The sequence below is a fragment of the Pontibacter toksunensis genome (assembly GCF_042686245.1).
Lineage (GTDB): Bacteria > Bacteroidota > Bacteroidia > Cytophagales > Hymenobacteraceae > Pontibacter > Pontibacter toksunensis.
This window is the reverse complement of sequence record NZ_JBHUOX010000010.1, coordinates 68,679-94,334: the sequence shown is the minus strand read 5'-3', so window position 1 is coordinate 94,334 and position 25,656 is coordinate 68,679. Positions and strand designations below refer to the sequence as shown.

The following is a 25,656-nucleotide window of genomic DNA, read 5'->3' as shown; positions in this document are numbered from 1 at the left end:
TTGAGCCGGAAGGGAAAATCTACAGCCGAAGATACCTGGGATGCTTTTCCGAAGCAGCCGGTAAAACGTGTTATTCGCACCAAGCCAGCAGCTAAACCAACGGCAAAGCCAGCAGTTAAACCAACTGCCAAAGCCAGGCCTAAAAAGAAGCCGAAGCAACAATCGCCCTATAAATTCTGGCTAGGAATTGCGGCGCTGGCTACTTTGGCGCTGGTAGTGCTGTATGTGGAACTGTTTGTTGAAAAACCTGCACCTGTCTGGCCTGCAGGCCATAGCATTTATGGTGTTGATGTGTCGCACTACCAGAAGGAGATAGACTGGCAGCAGGTGCGGGAGAATGAAGTTTCTTTCGCTTTTGTGAAAGCAACGGAAGGCAGATCATTAAAAGACAAGCATTTCCAGAAAAACTGGGACGGTGCAGGTGCAGCAGGTATAATTCGGGGAGCCTATCATTTTTACCTTCCTTATCTGAAGCCGGAAGTGCAGGCAGAAAACTTTATCTCCACCGTGAAGCTCTCTCCCGGCGACCTGCCCCCTGTGCTGGATGTGGAGGTGCGTGGCCGGAAGCCGGTGGCGCAACTTCGGAAAGAACTCAAAGTATGGCTGGAGAAAGTGGAAGAAGCCTACGGCGTAAAACCCATTATCTATACCGGCTATAACTTTTACCAGGAGTACCTGGCGGGTCATTTTGATCAGTATCACCTCTGGATTGCACATTATAATGTATCGAAGTTAAAGCTCGAAAAGAGCGAGAAATTAAAGCTGGCATTCTGGCAACATACGGATGGGGGTGCCGTCAAAGGCATTGAAGGTAAAGTTGACTGCAATGTGTTCTACGGCAGTATGCGCGAGTTACGCAGTGTGTGCATTCCGCTAAATCAATAGGGTATAGTTAATGCAAGAACTCTTTTGCCTAAAACCTTAGGCACCTGCAGCGCTGTCACACATAAGCTTAAAAAAAGGGAGCAGCTAATCGGCTGCTCCCTTTTTTATTTATATATGATTCCGGCTTAGTAACGGCCTCCGATGCTTCGGTCACGGTCATCGCCTCTGTCGCGGTCCACGGTGCGGCCACGGTTGCTGCTCTTGATATAGTTGCTGTCTGAAGAGCCTCTGCCTGAGTTTCTGTTCGTCAGGTCATAGGGCTGCGGCTGGTCGTTGCTGTAGCCTCCGATGGAACCATACCCATAAGAGCTGTAGCTTCTGCCTGACCCATATTCATCCTGGGAGTCACGGTTATAGCCGCTGCCCATATAGCTGCCTTCGTCCCCGCCAAAGTTTGCAGAGTTATACTTGTCGGAGCCAAAGCTGCCTCTTTTGCTGTTGTCTCCGTAGCTGCTGCGGTTGCTGCTGTCCCTATAGGAGCCACTGCCGTAGTTGTAGTCGTCCTGATCGAAATCGTAACGGCCCTGGCTTGTGCCTTCAAACCTTCTGGAAGTGTCGGAACCATACAGGTCGCGGCTGCCTGAGAAAGAGCCCGAACTTCTGTCTGAGCTGCGGCTGTCACGGCGTTCGTTGCCCAGGAAGCCTCTGTTCCTGTCGTTATCGCTGTCCCTGTCCCTGTCCTGGTCACTACTGTAGTTCGAGCTGCGGCCTGGCTTGTTCTGGTTGCTATGCCCGGATGAGTATGAAGAGCCCCCTCCATAGGAGTTATAGTCATTCTGACCCGAGCCGTAGTTCCCACTGTTATAGTCCTGGCTACCTCTTGAGGTGCCGGAACGGCTACTGCCATAACTCCTGTTACCCATATCTGAACCATGGCTGTCGTAGTCCCTCTCGTAGCTGTACACGCGGTGCCCTCCAGGGCTGTAGCTACTGCCACGTGCCTCGCCCGGGTTGCCCATGCCGCTCTCAAAGTTGTAGTTGGTGCTCTCCGAGCCATAGTGGCGTTGCGCGATAGTGCCTCCCCTGGCCGTGCCGAAGCCCTGTGCGCCACCGTAGCTGCCCATGTTGCCGTAGTTGCGGGAGGTGCTGTAGGTGTCGTTGCTGATACCGCGGTTGCTTACATTGCGGGAGCCAGCCATTTCATTGCCCTGGTTTCCCCAGGTGCCGGAGTGGCTCTCATTGCCATAGCCACCGCGGGCTGATGAACCATAGTCATCGAAGCGGTAGTTACTGCCTGTATTACTGTCCCTTTCAGGATGGCGGTATTTCTCGGAGCGGTGTGTTTGGTAGCCACCGGAATTATCGTGGCGTTCATTCTGATTTCTGTTCATAGCTTTGGGGTTAAATTAAAGGATATTGTTATCTGTTAATTTAACGAAGAGAAACACAGTGAGTTTAGCGCAAGCTTTAGTTATCCGTTAGACGGCATCGGGAAAACAATACTCCGTAAGAGCTGCTATTCTGCAGGCTCCAGTCTTTTTATGGCTCTTCTCCACCAGCTTGTAGGCTCTTCTGTTTTCTCTTTGTCCAGGTCACGCTTCACTAAGGGCTTGTCTAGAAAATGAAAGGCGCTGTCGCCCGCAGAAATAAAAGCAATGGAAACAGAGGTGGCCAGAATAGTGGTTGCCAGCGCTAATCGCCGGATACCATTGTAGAAGCCATGTCTGGATTTCCCAAAGTTCTTCCTGAGAGGCATCAGGACGGGCTGCAGCTTAGGCGCATCGAAGAATTTATGCTGAAGTGACGCCAGCAGCCGTTCCTGCCCAATCAGGACCACGCTGCCAAGTATGGTGATGTTTACAAAAGCAAACATGGCCATCATCTGTACATAAGGGTTGTAAAGCAGGTAGCCATATGTGATTTGATAGTAGTAGATGGCCCAAAGGGAGAGCGCACAAACAATAATGTTTGGTAAGCTGAGAATGATGTTGTTTTTGGGCTTGTCATCCTTAGGCGTTGGAATGTAGGGCACCTTTATCCTCAGGATAGAATAGACAAGACCAAGGCAAAATACCCACCATGTGCCGGTGCGGAGAATACCGCCAAACAGGTGAAACCCGTTCTCCTTCTTCTCCAGCAGCCACCGCTGCGCGTAGTGCCTGATACAGACAGAGATAATGAAAAACGGGCCGAACATAACCAGAAACTCTCCCAGCGAGACATACCACGGGAACTCAGCCAGCACAAGGGCTAAGATGGGAATAAGGAAGTCAATGAGGTTAAAGACGCCGAAGAGGTAGTAAAGCGGGAGCGTCAGGTAGTGGATTTTCTGCCTCCAGGTGAAGCTGCCAAAGAGTTTGGGGTATACTGTAAAGAGCAACTCGAAGGTGCCACGTGCCCATTTAATCTGCTGCTTGTAGTAAGATGCCAGCGTAGCGGGTACAAGCCCGCGTGTTAAAATCTTTGGAACATAGACGGATTTCCACCCCCTGGCGTGCATCAGCATAGCAGTATGCATGTCCTCTGCCAGGCCGGGGGCATGCCCACCGATAGAGTCCAGTGCTTCCCGACGGAAAGTACAGTTCGCCCCAATGGCCTGTACGGTGCCATAACTGTTCATGCCCATCATCATGGGGCCATAGAAACTGTACGTCTGTTCCGCGGCACCATAGGCTACAACGCTTTCCCGGTTGTTGCTGTACGCCTGCACGACCTGCACAAATCCTACATCCGGATCCTCGAAGTACGGCAGCACCTCATCCATAAACTCAGGCGCAGGTACGTGGTCCGGGTCCAGGATCAGGCAGATGTCGCCTGTGGCATGTCGCAGTGCATTGTTAACGTTACCAGCCTTCGCGTCTTTCTTGTCAGTGCGGGTTACGTGTATCACGCCAAGTTGCCTGCAGGCTTCTTTCAGGTGCGGATCGTCGCCTTCATCACACAGGTAGGTCGTGTGCGGGTACCGTATCTGCTGTATCGCAGTCAGGGTATTGATGATCATACTATGAGGCTCACCGGGGTAGGAGGTGGTGAAAACATCCACCTTAAAGTCTGTTTTCAGCTCAGGCCGCAGGGGTTTGCTTACGTTAAAGTAGTGGTACCACTCATGCAGGGTCCGCAGCAGCTTGAACCCCAGGGCAGTGGTCAGCATCCAGTAAAGGGGATCATACCCCACATGGTCCTCATCAAAAAACCAGTAAAGGAAAATGACAAGCGTAACAAGCCCCAATACGATCATAGTTCGTATGGTCGTTATCTCTGTGCGTTTAAGAGGGGTATCCGGGCCAGCTGTGTATTTTTCCTTCTGATATTTTGTATGCATATACATCATGTAGATGTAGGGATAATGGTCTTGATTGTTTGGGTAATGTATCCGAACTCACGCAGCATTGAATGTTGGCGAAGAATCCCTTTAAAAGAACATGCACCCCGATATACTCGTACCATGCTTCAAAAGTTTTGTATGTAGAACGCCGGTTACTTTCGTGCAATTGTTTTAGAGTATAGTTATTACCTGTTGCTAATTCATCCTAAAAGATTTACATGCCCTCCCTTTATAGAAACTTTGTTCTACACTATCTAGCTGTTTCTTTAATTGCTTTGTGTTGGCTTCTGACAAGTTGTGGAGAGCCTACAAGTGCGAAAGAAAAGTACACCCGCAAAGGAAGAAAAGTAGAGATTGTCAGCCAGAATGGTGGCTTTACGTTGCTGCGCAACGGGGAGCCTTACTTTATAAAAGGGGCGGGTGGCTATACTAATTTCGATAAGATAAAGAAGTATGGCGGGAATTCCGTGCGGGTCTGGCATGAGGATAATGCCCAGCAGATCCTGGATGAGGCCCATAAGCATGGCCTTACTGTTACCCTGGGCCTGTGGATGGAACGTGAGAAGGAAGGCTTTAACTATTACGACAAGAAGCTGGTGGCGCAGCAACTGGAGGAGTTCCGCAAGGTGGTGCTCCGGTACAAAGACCACCCCGCCTTGTTGATGTGGGGAGTTGGCAACGAAGTGAACATGGAAGCCACCAACTCAAAAGTATGGAATGCGGTGAACGAGGTAGCTGAGATGATTCATGAAGTGGATCCGGATCATCCTACCACAACCATGTTGATCGGGCTGAGAATCAGGACTGTTAACCTTGTTCATCGGCTGTGTCCTGCTATTGATGTAATTTCCTTTAACATGTTTGCAAGTATGAGAGGCGTGGAGAAAAGGGTGAAAAAGTCTACCTGGCAAGGGCCTTACCTTATCTCTGAGTTTGGTGCAAGAGGTGCCTGGGAGACCTATACGACGGTGTGGGATGCACCGCTGGAGCAAACCAGTTCCGAAAAAGCTGCCTTTGTCAGGGAGCGCTACGAGACAAACATAAACCCGGAGGCCGAACGTTGCTTGGGGGGATATGTGTTTTTCTGGGGCTCTAAGCAAGAATATACGCCTACCTGGTTCAGCCTGATACGAAAGACAGGTGAAGAAACGGAGGTAGTAGACGTGATGCACGAATTGTGGACAGGTGATACGAGTGCCAACAAGCCGCCCTATGTTGCCTACATAAAGCTAAAAGGGTCTTTTGATTATCAGAGCGTGTACCTGGATCCGCAGCAGGAATACGGTGCTACTGTTTATGCCTTCGACCCGGATGGAGACTCTATCCGGGTGGAGTGGGAGGTGTTGCCGGAAACACTTAAGAAGCTAGGAGATACCAGTAAGGAAATTGAGCCTGATCCTGTGCCAAACGTGCTTTGCGGAGCGGAGGGTAACAGCACCAGGGTGTTAGCGCCCGTAAAAGAAGGAGCTTACCGGTTGTACGCCTATATTTATGATGGTCACGAGAACGTCGCTACTGCTAATTTCCCTTTCTTTGTATCCAGTAATCCTCCTTATTAAATATTTATTTAATACAATTAATGTTGTGGAACGCTGCTTCTGGCAGCTGGCTATTTCTTAATTGAATGTCACCAGGTCATAATTTTAACAACCATTCCAGCGGCTTTAAAGTAAATGGGGAGTATGCACAACGGTTAGAGTAGTACAAAAATCATATTAGTTTTGTGTAAACTCCCCTTGGCTAAGCCGCTTTCCTGCGGCCATTGTTTAAAATCAGAAAGAACAGAAGCAGAATGGCAAAAGTAATAGAAATAAACGACGGTTTGCAACGTCAGGCAGCGCATGAATTTTACAAGGAGGTTCTCACCTTGCTGACAGAAAGCAAATCAGATTTTTTAGTGGGCGGAGGCTTTGCCTTGCGCCTGTACACAGACCTGATGCGCGATACCAAAGACCTGGACATATTCTGTAAGTCTGGGGATACGCCGCGCATACTGAAGCAGTTCTCTGACAACGGTTATGAGACAGAACTGACGGATGCCCGCTGGCTGGCCAAGGCCATCAAAGGAGATCATTTCATGGACATCATCTTTAACAACCCCGGAAATCATTGCCACGTCGATGACAACTGGTTTGAGCGGTCGGTGCAGAGCGAAATGTTGGGCATTCAGGTGCGTGTTATCCCGGCGGAGGCGCTCATCTGGTCTAAGCTGTACGTGCAGAACCGGGAGCGCTACGATGGCGGCGACATCAACCACATCATCCTGCGCTACGGCCAGAACCTCGACTGGAAATGGCTGTGGCAGAACATAGAGGTACACTGGCAACTGTTGCTGGCGCAGTTCCTCTCGTTTCAGTTCGTGTATCCCTCCGAACGCGACATTGTTCCAAAGTGGCTATTTGATGAGTTGCTGGTACGGGCAAAAGAACAGTATGATATGCCGCTCCCAAAAGAGAAAATCTGCCGCGGCCCGCTCATAGATCAGACTCAATACGCAACCGATGTGACCGAATGGGACTATAAGGTAGTAACCATCAGATCAGTTTAAGGAATGACAGACAAAAAGAAGAATAAAACCAGAATTGCTGCAGTTGGGGATATACATGTCCGTGAGACGGACAGCGGGAAGTTGAAGGAATTTTTCACGCAGGTGTCGGAGAAGGCAGACGTGCTGCTGCTATGCGGTGACCTGACCGATACGGGCCGCGTGGAAGAAGCAGAAGTGCTGGCCGAAGAACTCAGAGCCTGCAGCATACCTGTGGTGGCCGTGCTCGGCAACCACGATTATGAGCGGGAGAACCACGAGGAAATCCGCAAAACGCTGGTGAAAGCCAACGTGAACATGCTGGATGGAGATAGTGTGGTATTTGGTGATGTAGGTTTTGCCGGTGTCAAGGGTTTTGGCGGCGGCTTCGACAAAGGCATGCTGGGCATGTTCGGGGAGCAAATGATCAAGAGTTTTGTGCAGGAGGCTGTGGATGAGCAGTTGAAACTGGATGGTGCTTTAGCGCGACTCGACAGCGATTACGCCGACATCAAAAAGGTAGCGGTGCTGCACTATGCTCCTATCAAGGCCACAGTGGTAGGGGAGCCGGAGCAGATTTTTCCGTTCCTGGGTTCATCCCGGCTGGCAGAGCCGCTGAATAGACGGGGTGTATTGGCTGCTTTTCACGGGCATGCGCACATTGGTACCTTAGAGGGCGAAACAAGCAAAGGAGTAAAGGTATTCAATGTATCCAAACCCATCCTGGCGCAGCAAGGGTATGACCCTCCCTTTTATGTTCTGGAAGTATAGCTCCACATATTCATAAAAGAGAGAAGCCGAAGGTACACCCTCGGCTTCTCTCTTTATGTGGTTCTTAATTTTCTACTTAGTATCAATGTTCACTTACTTGTTGTTATAAGCGTCTGGTTGGAATATGCTTCCGTTCCGGCTTGGCTATCAGTTGACTATAGACGTAGCGCACAAAATCATCTACGGAGTAAACCGGTACCTCATCCGGAATGGTCAGGTTATAGATCTTCTCCACCTCCAGTATAATGTCTACCACATCCAGGATGTCGAGGCCGAGCTTTGTCAGGTCACGGACCTGTAACAGCCTGTCCTCATCCTGTACTTTGGTAACAGTCTTGATAATGTTTACCACCTCTCTCTCGATTGCCTGAGTAGAATAGGGCATAGTATTCATGGCGTGTATAGGTTATTGGTTTGGGTGCAATGCAGCTGCTTCTTTCGGTCCAGCTTTAGCTGTAAAACAAGAGCCTGTAAAATGCTTGCGAAGGCAAGTGGCCTCCGCAAGCATAAGCTAAATTGTATGAAAAACAGGTGTTGTCTTAGTAAGCATGGCTCATCTTCTTCTCTTCCAGCAGTGCAGTCTCGTGCTCCAGCTCTTCCAGTGTCTTGTCTTCCAGCTCAATTACAGTTTTCTTGTCCATCCCAAACTTGGCCAGCACTCTGTCGAACAGGTAGTAAATTACCGGTACCACAATAAGTGTCAGGAACATGGAACTGGTAAGACCACCAATCAGCGCCCAGGCCAGGCCGTTCTTAGATGCCGCTACTGAACCACCAGCCAACGCAATCGGCAACATACCAATCACCATTGCCAGCGTTGTCATCAGAATAGGGCGGAAACGAATTCTTACCGCTTCTATCAATGCCTCTTTCACTTCCACACCTTCCGCTTTCAGGTTGTTGGTAAAGTCTACCACCATAATCGCGTTCTTGGCAACCAGACCAATCATCATGATAATACCAAGGATGGAGAAAATACTCAGCGTTTGGGCAGCCAGCGCCAGAGCAAGCAAGGCACCAATAATGGCAAGCGGAATAGAGAACAATACCACCAGCGGGTATACATAAGAGTCATACAGCGCCACCATAATAAGGTACACGAAGATGATGGATGCCAGCAAGGCAATACCCAGTGTACCGAAGCCTTCGCTCTGGTTTTTAAGGTCACCGCCGAACTCTACTGTTACTCCGTTCGGCATTCTGATTTCCGCCAGCTTCGCCTGTATGTCGGCTCCCACTGAACCAGCCGGACGACCGATTACCTGTGAATTCACATTGACAGACGTTACCCGGTTGTAGCGCTCTAACTGCGACGGGCCGGTAGACTGCTTGATATCCGCAAACTGCGCCAGTCGCACCAGTCTGCCCTGGTTGTTCACGAAAGACAGGTTTCCGATATCGGTCACACTGCGGCGGTCGAACTCATCCAGCCGGATGTTGATGTCGTAGTCTTCGGTGCCGGAGCGGAACGTAACATCGGAGTTGCCACTAAAGGCCAACTGCATGCTTGCACCCACACTCTCCAAAGAAAGACCAACACTGGCCATCTTGTCACGGTCTACCACCACCTCAATCTCCGGGTTACCGCCTTCTACCGAGGTTTCAACGTCCACTGTACCTTCCACGCTTTCTACTATCGGCATTACCTGCTGCGAGAAAGTCATCACTGTGTCTAAGTTGGAGCCGGAGATGATTATCTGGATTGGGGCCTGCGCTGTTCCTACCAGTCCTACCGGCACCGGCGTTACCTCCACATCCGGAATTCTGCTTTCGATATCGGCTTTGGCCTGGCGGCTGAACTGATTTGTGCTGAATGCACGCTTCTCCACATCTACCAGTGATACAGAAACCTCTGCTTTATAAGCTGTGTTCTGGCCAGCTTGCGCCGAAGAAGTAGTACCTACGGTCGTAAATATTTTCTCTACTTCAGGAATCGTCTGCAGGTATTCTTCCACCTGCTTTGTAGCGAAGTTGGTTTGCTCTACTGTCGCATTTTTAGGTAGCTCCAGCTGCAGGTTTACTTCCCCACGGTCACCGGCAGGTATAAATTCTGAACCGATGAAGCCGAAAGGCACCAGCATAAAGGAGGCCACCAGCATCACTAAAGTCACGGCCAGCGTAATAAACTTGTGACCGAACGCCCACTGTAAAGCAGCAGTGAAGCCATCAATAATGCGGTCCAGGAAACGCTCGAACGCCAGGATAAATCTTCCGAAGATGTTCTTATCTGAAACATGCTCGAGGCGTGAGAAACGGCTGGCCAGCAGCGGAATTAAGGTGAACGCTACGAACAGCGATATCATCGTTGCCACGGCTACCACCACCGCAAACTGACGCAGGATATCTGATACCAGGCCACTGGAAAGCGCAATCGGAATAAACACAACCACAATTACAAGCGTGATGGAAGTAACCGTTGCCGCAATCTCACGAATACCGTCGTAAGCGGCCTGTGCCGGTTTTTTACCCATCTCCATGTGGCGGTGAATGTTTTCGATGACCACAATGGCATCGTCCACCAAGATACCCACCACCAGGGAAAGCGCCAGTAAAGACATCAGGTTAAGCGAGAAGCCAAACAGGGACATCGCAATGAACGTTGCCACCAGCGAGGCCGGAATAGAGATCATCACAATAACCGCGTTGCGCAAGGAGTGCAGGAAAAGCAGCATCACCACGGCCACCAGTATAATGGCTATCATCAAATCGTGCATCACCGAGTCGGCAGCTTCCAGTGTAAAGTCAGAAGAGTCGTTGGCAATGCTGAACGTCAGGCCTTCGGCGGCATAAGTATTCTCCAGTTTGGCAAGCGCCTCTTTTGTAAGACGGCTCACTTCCACTGCGTTGGCATCAGACTGCTTCTGTATGGTAATACCCACAGAAGCCTTGGAGTTGATGCGGTTTAGTACCTCTACGTCTTTCTGCGTATCCTGCACCTCCGCCACATCGCCCAGGCGTACCATACCGTTCTGGTCTTCGCGTATAATCAGGTTGCGGAGCTGGTCCAGCGACTCAAACTTACCTGCCAGTCGTATCTGCGTCTGCCCGCCTTCTTCCTTTATTTTTCCAGTAGGGAAGTCGAGGTTAGAGTTGCGGATTTTCTGCTGCACCTGCAAAATGGATAGGTTGTAAGCTTCCAGCTTATTGGCATCAATGTTCACCTTGATCTCACGCTCCTGGCCGCCAAGAATTTTGATGGCCGCCATACCCGGCACACGCGACAGCTCAGGTTTGATTTTCTTGTCAATCAGGTCATAGAACTCTGTCGCTGACATGTTAGCAGTGGCACCCATCTTGATGATAGGCATATCATCGAAGTCGAATTTGTTCAGCGTAGGCGCATCTGCATTTTCCGGCAACTTAGCCAGAATGGTATTGATTTTACGCTGCGCATCCTGCAAACTTAAGTCTACATTCGTCCCTTGGGTTAAATTGATAACGACCATGGAAAAGCTCTCCAGAGAAGTACTTTTCATGTCCTTTACATTTTCCAGTGATGCCAGTGCATCCTCAATTTCCTTCGTAACCGAGTTTTCTACCTCGTTAGGCGACGCGCCCGGATAAATGGTGCTAATCGTTAGCACCGGGGGGCTGAACTTAGGTAGCAGTTCGTAGTTAAGCGATTGGTAGGAAACAATCCCAAGCAGTGTGAGGACGGTAAAAACCACCACCACCAGGGTTGACCGCTGTATAGATAATTTGGTTATGTTCATTTCTGTTCTCTTAAAAGAATTTATACAGTTCCTAAAGTACCGACACCTTCGTGCCTTCGCGGAGGTTAATTTGTCCGCTTCTTACAATCTGCTCGCCAGGCTGCACACCATCCAGTATCTCTACCTGGTTCTGTGTTACAGTACCCACACTCACCGGGCGTAGCGCAGCTTTCTGGTCTTTTACCACGTACACACTAGGATTCTGAATGCTGCCTACAATGGCTTCGCGCGGTAACAGAAGGGCATCGCGCTGGTCAGCTACATCAAAGAAAGCAGTGCCATACATACCGGCTCTCAGGTTGTTGTTCGCAGCGTTTTTTACTTCCACTTCCACATCAAATTTCAGGGATGGATCGGCTTGTGCACCTATGGCTGTAACTGTTCCTTCGTATTCCTGACCAGCGCCAGCGTCTGCTTTTACTTTCACTTTAGCACCTTTTTCCACCAGCAATACTTCACTTTCAGATACTTTCACTTTCAGCTTCAGCTTGTCCACGTTCACAATATCATACAGCTTCGTTCCCGGGTTAAGGAAAGAACCAACTTCCACATAAATCTCGTTGATTTCGCCGCTGATAGGGGCCGTGATGCGGGTCTTGTTCAGGCGCTGACGGGCAGCTACCAACTGGCCCTGCGTTGATTTAACAGCAAGGCGGGCATCCTCTAACTGTCTTTTCGTGATGGCGTCGCCGGCAGCCAGGTTCTCGAAACGCTCCAGGTCTCTTTTGGCTTTCTCAGCGTTGGTTTGTGCGGTGGCCAAATCAGCAGCCATGGTGTTGTTTTCTACCACCAGCAGCAGATCGCCAGCTTTTACTTTGTCGCCTTTGCGTTTTAGAACACGCTGTATCTGCCCCTGTGTTTCCGACAGAAGTGTCAGGCTCTGGATAGGAGCGAAGTTACCCTGGGCGGTAAAGGACTTGTCTAGCTTAGCGCTATTGACCTCTGTTACAGCAACCGGAATTGCATCGCTTTTAATTTCTGCCACTGCTGCTTTTGCTGCCATTTGTTCTTTATTATCCATTAGCTTAAACCCTATGGCAACCAGAACAACAAGCACAACTACGATATAAGTTACCTTCTTCATTTTAGTCTCTGATGTATGTCTTATTTGATTAGTGTTTCCAGTTCTCCTGTTGCCTGCAGATAATTCAGCTGGGCAATCTTAAATTTCAGTACCTCGTTGTTCAGATTCGTTCTTGCCTCCCTGAGCTGTACTTCTGCCTCCAGCAGGTCCGTCAGCGGGGATAGTCCTTCTTTGTAAAGCTGGTTGGTGGTGTCGTACACCTCCTGGGCCAGCTTCACGTTTTGCTGCTGCGCCTCAATGGTATCCTCGCTGTTCTGCAGCTGACTGATGGCATTGGTCAGGGTAGCGCTTGTGTTTTCAGTAAATTTGTTCAGATCTTGCTCTAATTTCTTCTGCTCCAGCTGCGCCTGCTTTACCTGCGCGTCTTTCTTAAAGCCGTCAAAAATCGGGATGTTGAGCTGCAGGCCAACCACTGAAGATTTGAAGTATGGTATGGAGCTGTCGAACAGCTCATTTCGCTGTGTCTGGTAGCCATACTGTCCGTAGGCAGCCAGTGAAGGATAGTAACCTGCCTTTATGTTTTTCTCCTGAAGACTCGTTAGTTGCTTCTGCGTGTTCAGCAACTGGAACTGGATCTTTCGGGTGGCAGCTGTGGCAGCATCTACTGTGCCCGGTAGTACTTTCTCCAGTGAGATAGTAGCATCCTGCAGCGCTATTTCCTGATCCAGTGGCATACCAATAAAGAATTTCAGATAGTTTTTCTGCTGCTCAAAGACAGTGCTCAGGCTTTGCTGCTGGTTTTGAAGGTTGATTCTGCTTACCTTGATGCGATTCACGTCCACCTTTTTCACCAGATCGTTCTCGTACTGCAGCTGCATAATTCTTTCCAACTGCGTCAGCCTCTCCAGGTTTGCCTCGATGGTATTGAACTGCTCCTTTGTCTGCAGGGCCTGCAGATATGCCGTTCCGATGTTGTAAATCAAATCTTCCTTTACCATTTCCTTGCGGAGCTGGTAGAGGTCCTGCGTGGTTTTGGCAGCCTGAAGGCCTACAAAGTAAGACTTGTTAAAGAGCAGTTGGGTGAGCTGCACGTTGCCTTTTACGTTGTAGTCTTTCCCGAACTGCACCGGAATATCCTCGCCTGGCTGGCCTGCCAGGGCACCCGGAAGGATTTGCGTTGGCAAGGCCGGGAAATAGTCCAGGCCGCCGCTAGCCGTCACCTGTGGCAGCCCCACGCTTTTTGTTTCCCTTATCACCTGGGCAGCTATCTGCTCATCATAAGTGGCTTTCTTTACATCCTGGTTATTGCTCAGGGCATACTGGATGCTTTCCTGCAGCGTCAGTTCCTTCGCCGGTCCGGCGGCAGGTGCCTGCGCAAAGGCAGGTGCCATCCAGGTAAGCAGCAATCCGATTACTAAATATTTCTTAATCACCGTATAAGTTTTGTTTGTTTTAAAAATTTTGGTTAGTTCAGAAATTACAGAACTATAGAACTAAAAAAATTATTCTTTTTCTTTTTCCCACTTTTCAATTAGTGTGGGCAATTGTTGTTTCAGGTAGTCCAGAAAGCCTATAAAGTCTCTGAGCTTCATATCATACATCGGGTTTTCTCTTTTCCTGACCTCAAGCACGCGCTTTAGCAGGTTGTTAAGCGCACTCAGTTCCTCCATTTTCTTAGAAAACGTATCCTGCCAGTTGGCAGACCTTATTTTGAAGTATCGTTTTCTATCGCCTGAAAAGGTGGTGTACTCTATATGGCCTGTATTGAGCAGCATGTTCAGGGCATTGCTTGTGGCGCTTTTGCTGATATTGAGTGTTTCAGAAATTTCATCAAAAGACAACTCAGGCTTGTCTGATACGAGCAGAAGACCTACAACACGCGCTACAGCTGGCTGAAAACCATTGTTTTCGTGGTAGATACCAATCTGTTCTATCAGTTCTCGTTGTTGTTCGCTAAGTGCCATATCTGGTATAGGGGTATTGTTCTTTTGATGATAGAACAGGGCAAAGGTAATAATTAGTTCTATCAGTTCTAAATCTACAGAACTAATTTATTCTAATTTTTTCTTACTGCCAAAAACACAAAACCACCTACATGACGTATCAGTACAGATTGCTGAAAACGAGGAAATTGCACTGTAAAAGACTCTCTCTAACCTTTGGTCACTCAGCTACCGTAGTATATAATTCATGCTTTGGCCAACTAATACTTAGTATGAAACGTGATTTATACCTAATTTAACAGAAACAAGTGTAAGGCAGGCAATTACACTTTTAAAAAAGAAGTTGCCTTCAAATTCAAATGAAATTAAGCTTATGCCTTCAACCTACAGCAGGTGGTATCATCCATATGATACAAATGATAAATATACCCGTCGTGTAGCATACTTCTGCATGGAATATGCCATTCACCAGTCACTCAAGATATACTCAGGAGGATTAGGGTTTCTTGCCGGCTCGCACATGCGCAGCGCCTTTGACCTGCGCCAGAACATGGTCGGTATCGGTATGCTCTGGAAGTACGGCTACTATGACCAGGAGCGCAACGAAGACCAGAGCATGCGCCCTCATTTTATACAGAAGTATTACAATTATTTACAGGACAGCGGCATTACCGTTCGCGTTGTGGTAAACAACCACCCGGTGTTGGTAAAGGCCATGGTGCTGAAGCCAGAGGTTTTCGGGACAGCTCCCATTTACTTTCTGACCACAGACGTGCCTGAGAATGACCACCTGGCCCGCACCATCACGAACCGTTTGTACGACCCTGAGCCTAATGCCCGTATTGCGCAGAGTATTGTGCTGGGAATTGGCGGTGCTAAAGTGATTGAGGCCCTTGGTGGTGCAGAGATCTACCATATGAACGAGGGCCACGCCCTCCCGCTGGCGTTCCACCTGTACCAGGAGTATGGGCAGAAAGAGGAAGTGCGCCGACGCATGGTGTTTACCACCCACACACCGGAAAAAGCCGGTAATGAGGAGCATGACATCCAGATGCTGCACGACATGAGCTTCTTTAACGGTATTTCATTGGATGAGGCAAAGGAACTGACTGGTACCAACGGGCACATGTTCAACCATACACTCGTGGCCCTGCGCCTGTCGAAGGTTGCAAATGGCGTTTCGCAGCTGCACGGCGAGGTAGCCCGTGATATGTGGTATGAGAATGAAGGCGTTTGCGAAATCAAATCCATTACGAATGCGCAAAACGTGCCTTACTGGATGGACAAGAACCTGTGGGAAGCACAGGAGCGTGACAAAGACATGTCGCTGCAACGGCGTAAGGAGGAAATGAAGAAGAAGCTGTTTGACGTTGTGGCAGACCAGGCAGGTAAGATTTTTAAGCCCAATGTGCTGACTATTGTGTGGGCCAGGAGGTTTGCCGCCTATAAGCGCGCTGACCTGCTGGTGCGGGACATGGAGCGTTTCCTGAGGCTGGTGAACAAAACGGATATGCCAGTGCAGGTTATCTGGGCAGGCAAACCTTACCCGTTTGACCATAACGCTGTCAGTACCTTTAACAAGCTGGTATACATCTCACAGAAACTAGACAATGTGGCCGTTCTCACAGGGTATGAACTGGGCTTGTCAAGAAAGCTGAAGCATGGCGCTGACGTGTGGCTGAACACACCGCGCCGCCCACGGGAAGCTTCCGGTACGAGTGGTATGTCGGCCGCCATGAACGGTGCCATCAACTTCTCGGTGCAGGACGGCTGGCTGCCGGAGTTTGCCCACCATGGTGAAAACAGTTTTGTGCTGCCGGTTGTGGATACGGAATTGCCTGATGAATTACAGGACGAGGAAGACTACAACAACATGATGCGCATACTTGAGCAGCAGGTGGTGCCGATGTATTACCGCGACAGGGACCGCTGGGTGCATATTATGAAGCAAAGTATGCGGGATGTGGTGCCTGCCTTCTCTTCTGACCGTATGGCCCATCAGTACTATGAGCAGATGTACAATTATCAGAGTAGAACCTGATGCACTAAGCGGGCATGTGCTTTACCCGCAGCTGCTTCTGCTATTATCGGATATGTCAAAATCTAAGCTTGTGCTTTCTCCGGTATGCGCTGCAGCGTGGCAAGCAGGAAGTCCCAGTATTTCTGTACGGAGCTTATCTGGACTTTTTCATCAGGGGAGTGGGCGCCCCGAATATTGGGGCCAAAGGATATCATCTCCATGCCCGGATAGTTTGCTCCCAGTATACCACACTCTAAGCCAGCATGGCAGGCATTTACATCCGGCTCTCCCTTATACCTGGTTCGGTACAGGTCGCGCATCAATTGGATGATGGCAGCATCCGGCCTGGGAGTCCAGCCAGGGTAGGAGCCGCTGAGCTCCACCGCAGCGCCCGCCAGTTCCAACGCACTTTGTATGGCCTGCGCCAAATCCATTTTTTCACTATCCACGGAGCTGCGGGTAAGGCAGAGAATGGTATAGCTGCCATCCTGCACCAGCACACGGGCCACGTTGTTGGAAGTTTGCACCAGCCCCTGGATATCGGGGCTCATGCGGTAAATGCCATTGGGGCAGGCGTAGATGGCACGCAATAATTTGCCAGCAAAACTCTTTGTTAAAACCTGGGCAGGAGCCGCTGTAGCCTCTGCCAATACCTGCAACTTCGGGTCTGTAGTGCTGTATTCCTGCTGCAGCACAGTAGCCTGTTCCTGCACAAACTGCTCAAAATTTGATTTGTCTGCATCTGCTACGGCAACAGTGGCCACAGATTCCCGCGGAATGGCATTTCGCAACCCTCCGCCGTCGATGCTGCCAACACGCACATCGAACTGCGAAATAGCCAGGTACAGCAAACGGTTCATCAGCTTGTTGGCATTACCACGGCCCAGGATTATGTCCATGCCGGAGTGGCCGCCCGTGAGGCCTTTTACACTGAGTTTATACCCTGCCATGGCTGCCGGAGTACTTTCCGGTTCATAGCTCCCTTTTGCGCTAACGTCTACACCGCCTGCACACCCAATAGTGAGTTCCCTGTCGTCTTCTGTGTCCAGGTTCAGCATAATGCTGGCGTCCAGGATGCCGCCTTTCATACCCAGTGCCCCGGTCATACCTGTTTCTTCGTCTACAGTAAAAAGGGCTTCCATAGCGGGATGCGCTATGTCTTTAGAGGCAAGCAGCGCCATCATCGTTGCTACGCCTATGCCATTGTCAGCGCCCAGCGTGGTGCCTCTTGCCTTCACCCAATCCCCGTCCACATACATATCGATTCCCTGTGTGTCGAAGTTGAATTCTGTGTCTGCGTTTTTCTGGTGCACCATGTCGAGGTGGCTTTGCAGCGCCACCGTCTGCAGTTGCTCCATACCCGGTGTGGCAGGCTTTTTTATGATGACGTTGCCGGTTTCGTCTTCATCCGTTTCGAGGCCAAGGCGCTGGCCAAAGTCTTTGATAAACTGTATTACACGCGCTTCTTTTTTGGAAGGGCGCGGCACAGCATTTAAGTCAGCAAAGTTCTCCCAAAGTGCTTTGGGCTCCAGGTTGCATATTTCTGAGCTCATAGTTAATCATTTTATGTGTTTGGTGTGGCAAAGCTGCCGCAGCCTAAAGTTACACATTTCAGATGTAAAACGGGATTTGCCTGTACTCCTGCCCGTTGTTGATTTTATGCTTAGTGCGGATTCAATTTAGCTAAAATTGTCTGGTGCTTTTATAGGTGGGGATGTGAACGTATATTTATGGCTTTGGAACATTTGAACGGCTTCATAAGCGAAGAGCAGAATCATGGCTGTACATAAGACAGTAGGTGTTGATATAGGAGGGACACACATTACAGCAGCACTTGTTGATCTGGAAAAAAGCACCCTGATAGCAGACACGCTCACACGGGAGGACGTGGATGCGAAGGGAGACATAGCAGCTATTATCAGAAGCTGGGCACAAGGAATAAAACATGCTGCAGGCGGAGGGAAGGCAGAAAGTGTAAAGATAGGAATAGCCATGCCTGGTCCTTTTGATTATGCAGCAGGTATTTCGCTGATGCAAAACCAGGATAAGTATGATGCCCTGTATGGCCAGAATATAAAGGTACTGCTGGCTGACGCGCTGCAAATATCCCCAGACCAGCTTCAATTCACGAATGATGCCGCCTGCTTTTTGCAAGGCGAGGCTTTTGGTGGGGCCGCTATAGGAGCAAGCCGGGCCATCGGCCTGACATTGGGCACTGGCCTGGGTTCAGCCTTTTTCCGGGATGGAATGGCCGAAGATGCCGCTCTCTGGCGTGCTCCTTTCAAAGATGGTATAGCCGAAGATTACCTCAGTGCCAGGTGGTTCTTAAAGCGCTACTTATTACTTACAGGGAGAGAAGCCAGCAATGTGAAAAGCCTGGTGGAACTGCTATCGTCGGATGCGCAGGTGCAAACTGTTTTAAATGAATTCGGGCGGCACCTAGCTGAATTTCTGCTCCCTTACATAGACAGCGAAAATCCAGAAGTGATCGTGATAGGCGGCAACATTGCGCAGGCACTGCACCTTTTCCAACCTGCACTCCAGCAAACGTTAGTTTCAGAAGGAAGCAATGTGCCTGTAAAACAAGCTGTATTAGGCGAAGAAGCAGCCTTGATAGGTGCAGCAAGTGTGTGGAAATAAAGCTCCTGCGCTAAGAAGTTACTTACCAGAACATCACAAAAAGAGACATACATAAACATTAACATGGCGCTGACCTACAACCGGATAGTAGTAAAGATTGGCTCAAACGTGCTGACCCAGGACAATGGTATGCCGGACCTGGCGCGGATGCAGCACCTGGTGGAGCAGGTATCCTACATCAAAAGCCAGGGCAAGGAAGTCATTGTGGTGTCGTCGGGGGCAGTAGCAGCGGGGAGAAGCCTGATAAAGGTGTCGGAAAAAGCCGATGCGGTTGCCAGTCGCCAGTTGCTTGCTTCTATCGGTCAGGTGAAGCTCATCAATACCTATTCCGAACTATTCAGTCCCTTTGGGCTTTTATGCGCCCAGGTATTAGTCACAAAGGAGGATTTCCGGGACCGCCTGCATTACCTGAACATGAAGAGCTGCTTCAAAATCTTGCTGCAGAACAATGTCATTCCCATAGTCAATGAAAACGACGTGATATCGGTTACAGAGCTGATGTTTACGGACAATGACGAGCTGGCCGGACTCATCGCGTCGATGCTGGATGCCGATGCCCTGATTATACTGAGTAATGTAAACGGCATCTACAATGGCGACCCGAAAGACGAAAAATCAGAAGTGATCCAGGAGATAGCCTCCAACACCACCAGCTTTGCCTCTTTCGTGACAACACAGCGGTCGCAGTTCGGGCGGGGCGGCATGATTACAAAGTGCCATATGGCCCAGAAAGTAGCGCAGCTGGGTATAGCCGTACACATCGCAAACGGTAAAACGGAGAACATCCTGCCTAAAGTACTGAATGAGGAAGTTGTGAATACGCGCTTCGTTCCTAAGAAAACAGCATCCGGCAAAAAGAAATGGATTGCGCATTCAGAACAGGCAGCCAAGGGCAAGGTGGTGGTGAACGAAGGCGCCTGTGCGGCACTAACCTCCTCCAAAGCCACCAGTTTGCTACCAGTGGGCATTATCCAAATCATCGGCGAATTTCAGAAAGGCGATATCATCAAACTGATAGACGAACAGGAAAAGCCAATAGGACTTGGTGTTGCGGAGTACGGGTCAGACAAAGCACAGGAGCGCATGGGGCAGGCAAACCAGAAGCCCCTGGTGCACTACGACTATTTGTTTCTGACACCAGAAGCATTTTAGCTAATTGAGCCAGTGTCCAGGGCATGATGAAGTATTGCAGGGAGCAGCTGTAAGGCAGCAACTGCAGAAACCTCCTGGCTGCTTATCTCAGGCTGGTGGTACTGCTTTGTTGTGCAGTAGCGTTATTAAAGCTCAAACTGTCTAAGCGCTGTTTTATACTATCGGCGGCCATAGAAAAAGGCGTTAAAATATCATCCGGCTCGTGCTTTCTTAGCCGGAACTCACTTTTTGCGTTTGTAGCGGTAACAATGATTTTACCCTGATACCCGGAAGACCGCAGGTTTTTGATCATGCTTTGCGTGAGGCCCTCGTCCGGAACTGTATTGATGATGTAATCCGCGTTTTGATAGGGAAGCCGCTCAAACAGATCAGGGTCCTCCAGATCACCATATTCCACAAATCGTCCCTGCGCCCGCAGGCTTTCTACTACCTTAGGGTCGAAATCGACCCCCATGGTGGTTATACCATGCTTGCTCAGGTTATTCGAAATGGCGTTGCCAAACCTGCCCAAGCCTATGACGATGGCTTTGAAGGAGAGTTGTTCGTTTATCTTGATGGCGCTTTCCCGGTATGGGTTTTCCCGCTCGAACACCTGTAGCAAAGGGGCCATCCATTTGTATAAGAAGTGGGAGTAAAGAATCATATAGGTGGATAAACCGATAGTAATCAAACCCACCAGCGTTATCAGGCCCACAACTTCGGCGCTGATGTGCCCCACCTGGTATCCCATACCCGCGAAGATGAGGGAGAATTCGCTGATTTGCGCTACTGTCAGGCCAGCCAGGAAAGAGGTTCTTTTTGTATAGCCCATAATGCCCATGATGATAAGGACAATCAGCGGGTTACCAATGAGAACGAAGACAGAGAATATCAGGGCAGACGGCACCTGTGCTCCCAAAGCCGAAAGGTCGAGGGTGGCTCCCAGGTTGATAAAGAAAAACAACAGCAGGAAATCACGCAGACTTACCAACCTGCTGCTGATGGCTTCTCTGAAGGGCGTTGAAGCAAGGCTTACACCGGCCAGAAACGCACCCACTTCGCTGCTGAAGCCCATGAGCTCGCTTAGCGCGGCTAAAAGAATGGCCCAGGCAATTGAGAACAAGGTGAGCAGTTCCTGCGATCTCGCCAGGAAAGCACTTGTCTGTGGAATAACCCACTTCATCAACAGGTAGATGGCTACGGCCAGTACGGCGCCATTTAAGAAAGTAAGGGCGAAGTCTTCAAAAAGCGACCTGTCTCCGCCTTTTCCCAGGGCTGAGAGTATCACCATCACTAAAATCACCACCAGGTCCTGAACAATCAGAAATCCAATCGCTATCTGACCGTGAAGGGAGTCTATCTCTTTTTTATCCGTGAGAAGCTTCACGATAATAATAGTACTGGAGAAGGTGAGGGCCACTGCGATGTAGAGGCTTTGCAACGCCGTGAATCCCAGGAGTAACCCCAACAGGTAACCTAGTGCTGATGTGAATATCACCTGGCCCAACCCCGTGAACAACGCTATTTTACCGGTTGACTTGATTAAGTTTAAGTCCAGTTTGAGGCCCACAATAAAAAGGAGCAGCGCAATCCCGATTTCAGCGAGGAGGTGGATTTTGTCTTCTGATTGAATGATGTTCAGCGAAGACGGCCCTATGATTATGCCCAGGGCGATAAACATGACGATGAGCGGTTGCCGCAGGAGTTGCCCCAGGCTACCTGCCGCGGCAGCCAGAAAGAGTATAACAGCAAACTCAAGAAAAGGCTCCCTTACGATATCTATTAGCCAGCTCACTACGGCAGGATGATCAAAGGTATGCTGGCATCATGTACAAGTTCATTGATAAAAAACTCCCTGAAAAGGTAATCAGACAGTGCCCTCGAGCCCTTCTGAACCAGGAGCACGCTATCTTCCTGGTTCCGCATATATGCCTTGACTTCGGCGAAAGGGTTATTTCCCTCAAATAGCCGGGTATGGACATCTTCTCCCTCCTTAAATGTGGCTCTTAGCCTAGACAGGTGGCGTACTGCCTGTTGCCTGTCATCTTCTGTAGTTAAAACAGAGATGAAAACCAGGGAATGAATTTTATTTGCCAGCAACTGGATAAACTGCTGAAGTCGGATAGAGTGAAATATGTAATGGTAACTAACGCCTACATGCAGGTTTATTTTCTCAAAAGCTCTTAACTTATGAGGAATGGCAACTATAGGTATGTCTACTATGTCAAGCAGCTTAAGCACAGTGCTTCCCATAAAAATCCGTTTCAGCACTCCGTGGCCTTTAAGCCCTGCAAAAAGTAGCCTCGTGTTATACTGGCTGCTAATCTGGGTGATGGTGAAAGCTAAATTTTTTACAGAGATATGCACGTTTTTAGCAGGTATAGGCGCTCCTATAGTTTCTTCGTAGCTGCGCTGCAACCTATGAAATGCTTCTGACCTGGAATGGGCATCTAATTGCTGCCTCACCTGCTGATCAGCCATGGCAGGAGCAAAAGTAGCTTCCTGGTTGTACAAAATGTGGAGGTCAGCTCCTGCCCACCCACTCCATTGGTGCGCAACCCGCAGTGCCTGGCGCGCATACTGGGAAAAGTCATAGAGTACAAGAAAGCTGTACTGCATCTGAATAGTTGTTTGAAGTCAGGTTCTAAATTCTGTGCTTTTGATCTACTACATGGCTTTTACTTTGAACTAAACCAGGGGTGAACCGAAAGGTTAGGTTCAGGTGGAGAGGAATGATTAAAGAATGATTGAGATTATTCCTTTATATGCTATACGTGTTTTATGATTAATGATATAAACGCAGATAACGATATCCTATTCATTTCATGCAGACTATGTAGGAGAGGTGTTCTGTTGAAGAATGTTGCTTTGGCCATCAAGCCATAACTTCTTATCTTCCCTTTTAACTTCTATACCTGGCTATGACCTATACTCCTAATCCAGCTCGTTATAATTCGATGGTGTACCGCCGCTGCGGCAAAAGCGGATTGAAACTGCCAGCACTCTCGCTGGGGCTGTGGCACAATTTCGGGCATGTGGACGTGCTGGAGAATGCACGGCAGATGCTCCGCGACGCTTTTGATGCCGGTATCACGCACTTCGACCTTGCTAATAACTATGGCCCTCCGTATGGCTCGGCAGAAGAGAATTTTGGCAGCATCCTGGAGAAAGATTTCCTTGGCTACCGTGATGAGCTGATCATTTCCACAAAAGCTGGTTATGATATGTGGCCAGGTCCTTATGGTGACCGGGGCTCCAAAAAGTACCTGGTGTCGAGCCTGGACCAGAGCCTGAAGCGTATGAACCTGGAGTACGTTGATATCTTTTATCACCACCGCCCGGACCCTGAAACACCTCTGGAAGAAACAATGGGAGCATTGGACTTGCTTGTGCGCCAGGGAAAAGCATTATATGTCGGCCTCTCGAATTATAAGCCCGCAGAAGCTGCTGAAGCTATCAGGATACTACGTGACCTTGGCACGCCCTGCCTCATTCATCAGCCGAAGTACTCCATGTTTCTGCGCTGGGTAGAAGATGGCCTGCTGGACCTGCTGGAAGAGGAGGGAGTAGGCTGTATTCCGTTCTCACCACTAGCGCAGGGCCTCCTGACGAGTAAGTACCTGAAAGGCATACCCGAGGGCTCAAGAGCAGCAAAATCGCACGGGCACCTGCAGGAAACAGACATTACAGGTGAAAAGGTAGAGCAGATCCGGCAGCTGAATGAACTGGCGCAGCAACGCGGGCAGTCGCTGGCACAGATGGCGCTGGCCTGGCTCCTGAAAGATGATAGAGTCACCTCTGTGCTGATAGGAGCCAGCTCCCCAGCGCAGTTAGCGGACTCTCTGAAGAGCCTGCAGCATACCAGATTCAGCGCTGATGAGTTGGAGAGGATAGAGACGATTTTGAGGTAGAAGGAAGTCACTCAAAATTCATAAATAGTTGTCATCTCAAACGCTATTGAGAGAGCTGCTGCCGTCAAAGTAAAGATCTCTCTCTCCGTCTGGTCGAGATAATAAAGTTGTGAGGAGGCTGAATCAGTATTACATCACCTCCAGCACCACCTCGCCGCCAACCGGGTAGGCTACACAGGAGAGGGTTAAACCTTTGGCCAGGTCCTTTTCTGTTAGCACCTCGTTATACGACATCCACACCTCGCCTTTTAAGCAGCGGGCGGCGCAGCTGCCGCACTTTCCTGTCTCACAGGAGTAGGGGAGCGCAAGGCCTGCTTTCTTGGCAGCCTGCAGAATAGTGGTAGGGTGCTGTACCTGCAGTTTGTATGAACGGTCCTTATAATGCAGCGTAACCGGGTGTGGATCTGTGTCTGGAGGCAGGAGGGGCACCTTGACCTTCGTTGTGCTGAAGTTCTCTCTGCGGATACTATCGTTTGGCACATCAACCTGGCGCAGCGCATAGAAGCACATGCGCATGTAGTTAGTTGGGCCACACAGGTAAAACAGGATTTGGTGGTAAGGAGCCACAGCGTGTTTCCGAAGCTGTGCCTGTAGAAGGTCTTTATATAGCCTCGCCCTTGACAGGTCTGGAGAAACGCTGTAGAGGAACTCAATGTGGAGTTGCTCCGGAAAGCCCTGCACTAGCTGCTCCAGTTGTTTCCGAAAAATAGACTTCTTCGGATTATTGTTGCTGTAAATGAGTACCACCTTCTGCTCGGGGTGCGCATATAGCAGCGTCTTGAGCAAAGAAAAGATGGGGGTTATGCCACTTCCTGCCGCCAATAGGAAAACCTGCTCATACTGACCCAGGTCATCCGGCAAAGTGAAAAGGCCTGAGGCACCCACAGTATAGAGCCTATCGCCAACCTCAGCTTTGTCTATCAACAGCCTTGAAAAGAAGCCGTTTTCAACACGTTTTACTCCTATGGCCAACGGCTCCTGCAAAGCCGGGGTGGAGGTGATGGAATAGGAGCGGCGCACTTCCCCGCTGTGGCCCTGGTGGGCAAAGGTAAGGTACTGGCCCGGCAGGTAGTGAATGTCTTTTGCGTCGTTGGCTCCAAAAATAAAGGTTTTTACACCAGGTGCCTCTTCCTTTATGTCAGTTATCGTAATGGCTTTATAGTCCGGGTTTGATTCTATAGCGTTTTCTTCCATACAGTAGGTTCTTACGGAAGTACGTTTTAAAAAGGTCCTGCTGCAGGAAACCTCTTACCCCTCATACAATTCCAGCGGCAGATCGTCCGGGTCAGCAAAAAAGGTGAAGCGCTTGCCGGTATACTCATCAATCCGGATAGGTTCTAGTGTGACACCCTGCCGTTGCAGTTCCTGTACTGCTGTTTTAATATCAGAGACCTCAAAAGCAAGGTGACGCAAGCCTCTTGCTTCTGGACGCGAGGGCCGCGGCGGCGGTGTCGGGAAGGAGAACAATTCTATGATGTAATCCCCGTTCAAAGCCAGATCCAGCTTGTAAGACTGCCGCTCCTCCCTATAAACCTCCTGTATGACCTCCAGACCAAGCACAACGGTATAAAAGTGCTTTGATGTTTCGTAGTCAGAGCAGATAATGGCGATGTGGTGGACTTTCCGGAGTTGAAGCATATTTGAAAAATGAACGACAGCGTTTCAGAAGCTAGTTTACACGAATCAGGTCTTCTAATCAAGCAGAACCGGTTAATTCTGCTTCTGCACGACTCTCAAGTTGCCATTACACTATATTTCGTACTAAAAGCTTTATTTTTCGTTTACTGTTCGGCAGGCTTATGTATCAACAACTTATTGAACAACTGAAA

20 protein-coding genes are annotated in these 25,656 nt (G+C 49.5%); 8 read left to right on the top strand and 12 right to left on the bottom strand.

Annotation, left to right across the window (positions count from 1 at the left end; translation table 11 throughout):
• Nucleotides 1-885 carry a glycoside hydrolase family 25 protein gene (locus tag ACFS7Z_RS14360; protein ID WP_377485744.1) on the top strand — a complete coding sequence of 295 codons (885 nt, stop codon included), beginning with the start codon at nucleotides 1-3 and terminating at the stop codon, nucleotides 883-885.
• A gap of 125 nt (nucleotides 886-1,010) precedes the next feature.
• On the opposite strand, the gene ACFS7Z_RS14355 is transcribed toward ACFS7Z_RS14360, so the two are convergent.
• A complete protein-coding gene (locus tag ACFS7Z_RS14355; RefSeq protein ID WP_377485742.1) occupies nucleotides 1,011-2,216 on the bottom strand; it encodes a hypothetical protein in 1,206 nt (401 codons plus the stop codon).
• Between the two features lie 125 nt (nucleotides 2,217-2,341).
• Complete coding sequence (locus tag ACFS7Z_RS14350; RefSeq protein ID WP_377485740.1) at nucleotides 2,342-4,147, bottom strand: glycosyltransferase; 1,806 nt, start codon at nucleotides 4,145-4,147, stop codon at nucleotides 2,342-2,344.
• A gap of 278 nt (nucleotides 4,148-4,425) precedes the next feature.
• Here ACFS7Z_RS14350 and ACFS7Z_RS14345 point away from each other — a divergent pair, with 278 nt between their 5' ends.
• The 3 genes from ACFS7Z_RS14345 (at nucleotide 4,426) to ACFS7Z_RS14335 (ending at nucleotide 7,445) form a co-directional block, all read left to right on the top strand.
• A complete protein-coding gene (locus tag ACFS7Z_RS14345) occupies nucleotides 4,426-5,709 on the top strand; it encodes a glycoside hydrolase family 2 TIM barrel-domain containing protein (RefSeq protein WP_377485738.1) in 1,284 nt (427 codons plus the stop codon).
• Between the two features lie 233 nt (nucleotides 5,710-5,942).
• A complete protein-coding gene (locus ACFS7Z_RS14340; protein WP_377485736.1) occupies nucleotides 5,943-6,698 on the top strand; it encodes a nucleotidyltransferase in 756 nt (251 codons plus the stop codon).
• A 3-nt stretch (nucleotides 6,699-6,701) separates the two neighbouring features.
• Entirely contained in the window at nucleotides 6,702-7,445 is a 744-nt protein-coding gene (locus ACFS7Z_RS14335; RefSeq protein ID WP_377485734.1) for a metallophosphoesterase family protein, read from the top strand.
• Between the two features lie 103 nt (nucleotides 7,446-7,548).
• Here ACFS7Z_RS14335 and ACFS7Z_RS14330 read toward each other — a convergent pair whose 3' ends face one another.
• The 5 genes from ACFS7Z_RS14330 to ACFS7Z_RS14310 all read right to left on the bottom strand — a co-directional run bounded on the left by ACFS7Z_RS14330 (nucleotide 7,549) and on the right by ACFS7Z_RS14310 (nucleotide 14,146).
• Nucleotides 7,549-7,839, bottom strand: a complete 291-nt coding sequence (locus ACFS7Z_RS14330; protein WP_377485732.1) for an acyl carrier protein — start codon at nucleotides 7,837-7,839, stop codon at nucleotides 7,549-7,551.
• Nucleotides 7,840-7,984: 145 nt separating this feature from the next.
• Complete coding sequence (locus ACFS7Z_RS14325) at nucleotides 7,985-11,158, bottom strand: efflux RND transporter permease subunit (protein WP_377485730.1); 3,174 nt, start codon at nucleotides 11,156-11,158, stop codon at nucleotides 7,985-7,987.
• 31 nt (nucleotides 11,159-11,189) lie between these two features.
• Nucleotides 11,190-12,242 carry an efflux RND transporter periplasmic adaptor subunit gene (locus ACFS7Z_RS14320; protein ID WP_377485728.1) on the bottom strand — a complete coding sequence of 351 codons (1,053 nt, stop codon included), beginning with the start codon at nucleotides 12,240-12,242 and terminating at the stop codon, nucleotides 11,190-11,192.
• 20 nt (nucleotides 12,243-12,262) lie between these two features.
• On the bottom strand, nucleotides 12,263-13,615 hold the full coding sequence (locus tag ACFS7Z_RS14315; protein ID WP_377485726.1) for a TolC family protein: 1,353 nt from the start codon (nucleotides 13,613-13,615) through the stop codon (nucleotides 12,263-12,265).
• A 69-nt stretch (nucleotides 13,616-13,684) separates the two neighbouring features.
• The gene (locus ACFS7Z_RS14310; RefSeq protein WP_377485724.1) at nucleotides 13,685-14,146 is read right to left on the bottom strand and encodes a GbsR/MarR family transcriptional regulator; all 462 of its coding nucleotides are present in this window, start codon (nucleotides 14,144-14,146) and stop codon (nucleotides 13,685-13,687) included.
• Nucleotides 14,147-14,498: 352 nt separating this feature from the next.
• Between ACFS7Z_RS14310 and glgP the strand changes: the two genes are divergently transcribed.
• Nucleotides 14,499-16,166 carry an alpha-glucan family phosphorylase gene (gene glgP, locus ACFS7Z_RS14305; RefSeq protein WP_377485722.1) on the top strand — a complete coding sequence of 556 codons (1,668 nt, stop codon included), beginning with the start codon at nucleotides 14,499-14,501 and terminating at the stop codon, nucleotides 16,164-16,166.
• A gap of 62 nt (nucleotides 16,167-16,228) precedes the next feature.
• Here the strand turns inward: glgP and ACFS7Z_RS14300 are convergent, their stop codons facing one another.
• The gene (locus tag ACFS7Z_RS14300; protein WP_377485720.1) at nucleotides 16,229-17,698 is read right to left on the bottom strand and encodes an aminoacyl-histidine dipeptidase; all 1,470 of its coding nucleotides are present in this window, start codon (nucleotides 17,696-17,698) and stop codon (nucleotides 16,229-16,231) included.
• 223 nt (nucleotides 17,699-17,921) lie between these two features.
• Here ACFS7Z_RS14300 and ACFS7Z_RS14295 point away from each other — a divergent pair, with 223 nt between their 5' ends.
• A complete protein-coding gene (locus tag ACFS7Z_RS14295; RefSeq protein ID WP_377485718.1) occupies nucleotides 17,922-18,785 on the top strand; it encodes an ROK family protein in 864 nt (287 codons plus the stop codon).
• A gap of 63 nt (nucleotides 18,786-18,848) precedes the next feature.
• Complete coding sequence (proB, locus tag ACFS7Z_RS14290; RefSeq protein WP_377485716.1) at nucleotides 18,849-19,937, top strand: glutamate 5-kinase; 1,089 nt, start codon at nucleotides 18,849-18,851, stop codon at nucleotides 19,935-19,937.
• Between the two features lie 82 nt (nucleotides 19,938-20,019).
• Here proB and ACFS7Z_RS14285 read toward each other — a convergent pair whose 3' ends face one another.
• Both ACFS7Z_RS14285 and ACFS7Z_RS14280 read right to left on the bottom strand, forming a co-directional pair.
• Complete coding sequence (locus tag ACFS7Z_RS14285) at nucleotides 20,020-21,711, bottom strand: cation:proton antiporter (RefSeq protein WP_377485714.1); 1,692 nt, start codon at nucleotides 21,709-21,711, stop codon at nucleotides 20,020-20,022.
• A complete protein-coding gene (locus tag ACFS7Z_RS14280) occupies nucleotides 21,711-22,535 on the bottom strand; it encodes a universal stress protein (RefSeq protein WP_377485712.1) in 825 nt (274 codons plus the stop codon). Before ACFS7Z_RS14280 ends, ACFS7Z_RS14285 begins: the two co-directional genes overlap by 1 nt.
• 302 nt (nucleotides 22,536-22,837) lie before the next feature.
• Between ACFS7Z_RS14280 and mgrA the strand changes: the two genes are divergently transcribed.
• Complete coding sequence (gene mgrA, locus ACFS7Z_RS14275) at nucleotides 22,838-23,827, top strand: L-glyceraldehyde 3-phosphate reductase (RefSeq protein ID WP_377485710.1); 990 nt, start codon at nucleotides 22,838-22,840, stop codon at nucleotides 23,825-23,827.
• A 129-nt stretch (nucleotides 23,828-23,956) separates the two neighbouring features.
• On the opposite strand, the gene ACFS7Z_RS14270 is transcribed toward mgrA, so the two are convergent.
• Complete coding sequence (locus tag ACFS7Z_RS14270) at nucleotides 23,957-25,021, bottom strand: flavin reductase family protein (RefSeq protein ID WP_377485708.1); 1,065 nt, start codon at nucleotides 25,019-25,021, stop codon at nucleotides 23,957-23,959.
• Nucleotides 25,022-25,075: 54 nt separating this feature from the next.
• Nucleotides 25,076-25,465: an SMU1112c/YaeR family gloxylase I-like metalloprotein gene (gene gloA2 / locus ACFS7Z_RS14265; RefSeq protein WP_377485706.1), complete on the bottom strand. Its 390-nt coding sequence runs from the start codon at nucleotides 25,463-25,465 to the stop codon at nucleotides 25,076-25,078.
• Between the last annotated feature and the right edge of the window lie 191 nt (nucleotides 25,466-25,656).

Coding starts and splice junctions, on each gene's coding strand:
- ACFS7Z_RS14355 (WP_377485742.1), bottom strand. CDS start 2,216: ATGAACAGAAATCAGAATGAACGCCACGATAATTCCGGTGGCTACCAA.
- ACFS7Z_RS14350 (WP_377485740.1), bottom strand. CDS start 4,147: ATGCATACAAAATATCAGAAGGAAAAATACACAGCTGGCCCGGATACC.
- ACFS7Z_RS14340 (WP_377485736.1), top strand. CDS start 5,943: ATGGCAAAAGTAATAGAAATAAACGACGGTTTGCAACGTCAGGCAGCG.
- ACFS7Z_RS14335 (WP_377485734.1), top strand. CDS start 6,702: ATGACAGACAAAAAGAAGAATAAAACCAGAATTGCTGCAGTTGGGGAT.
- ACFS7Z_RS14330 (WP_377485732.1), bottom strand. CDS start 7,839: ATGAATACTATGCCCTATTCTACTCAGGCAATCGAGAGAGAGGTGGTA.
- ACFS7Z_RS14325 (WP_377485730.1), bottom strand. CDS start 11,158: ATGAACATAACCAAATTATCTATACAGCGGTCAACCCTGGTGGTGGTG.
- ACFS7Z_RS14320 (WP_377485728.1), bottom strand. CDS start 12,242: ATGAAGAAGGTAACTTATATCGTAGTTGTGCTTGTTGTTCTGGTTGCC.
- ACFS7Z_RS14310 (WP_377485724.1), bottom strand. CDS start 14,146: ATGGCACTTAGCGAACAACAACGAGAACTGATAGAACAGATTGGTATC.
- glgP (WP_377485722.1), top strand. CDS start 14,499: ATGCCTTCAACCTACAGCAGGTGGTATCATCCATATGATACAAATGAT.
- ACFS7Z_RS14300 (WP_377485720.1), bottom strand. CDS start 17,698: ATGAGCTCAGAAATATGCAACCTGGAGCCCAAAGCACTTTGGGAGAAC.
- ACFS7Z_RS14295 (WP_377485718.1), top strand. CDS start 17,922: ATGGCTGTACATAAGACAGTAGGTGTTGATATAGGAGGGACACACATT.
- proB (WP_377485716.1), top strand. CDS start 18,849: ATGGCGCTGACCTACAACCGGATAGTAGTAAAGATTGGCTCAAACGTG.
- ACFS7Z_RS14280 (WP_377485712.1), bottom strand. CDS start 22,535: ATGCAGTACAGCTTTCTTGTACTCTATGACTTTTCCCAGTATGCGCGC.
- mgrA (WP_377485710.1), top strand. CDS start 22,838: ATGACCTATACTCCTAATCCAGCTCGTTATAATTCGATGGTGTACCGC.
- ACFS7Z_RS14270 (WP_377485708.1), bottom strand. CDS start 25,021: ATGGAAGAAAACGCTATAGAATCAAACCCGGACTATAAAGCCATTACG.
- gloA2 (WP_377485706.1), bottom strand. CDS start 25,465: ATGCTTCAACTCCGGAAAGTCCACCACATCGCCATTATCTGCTCTGAC.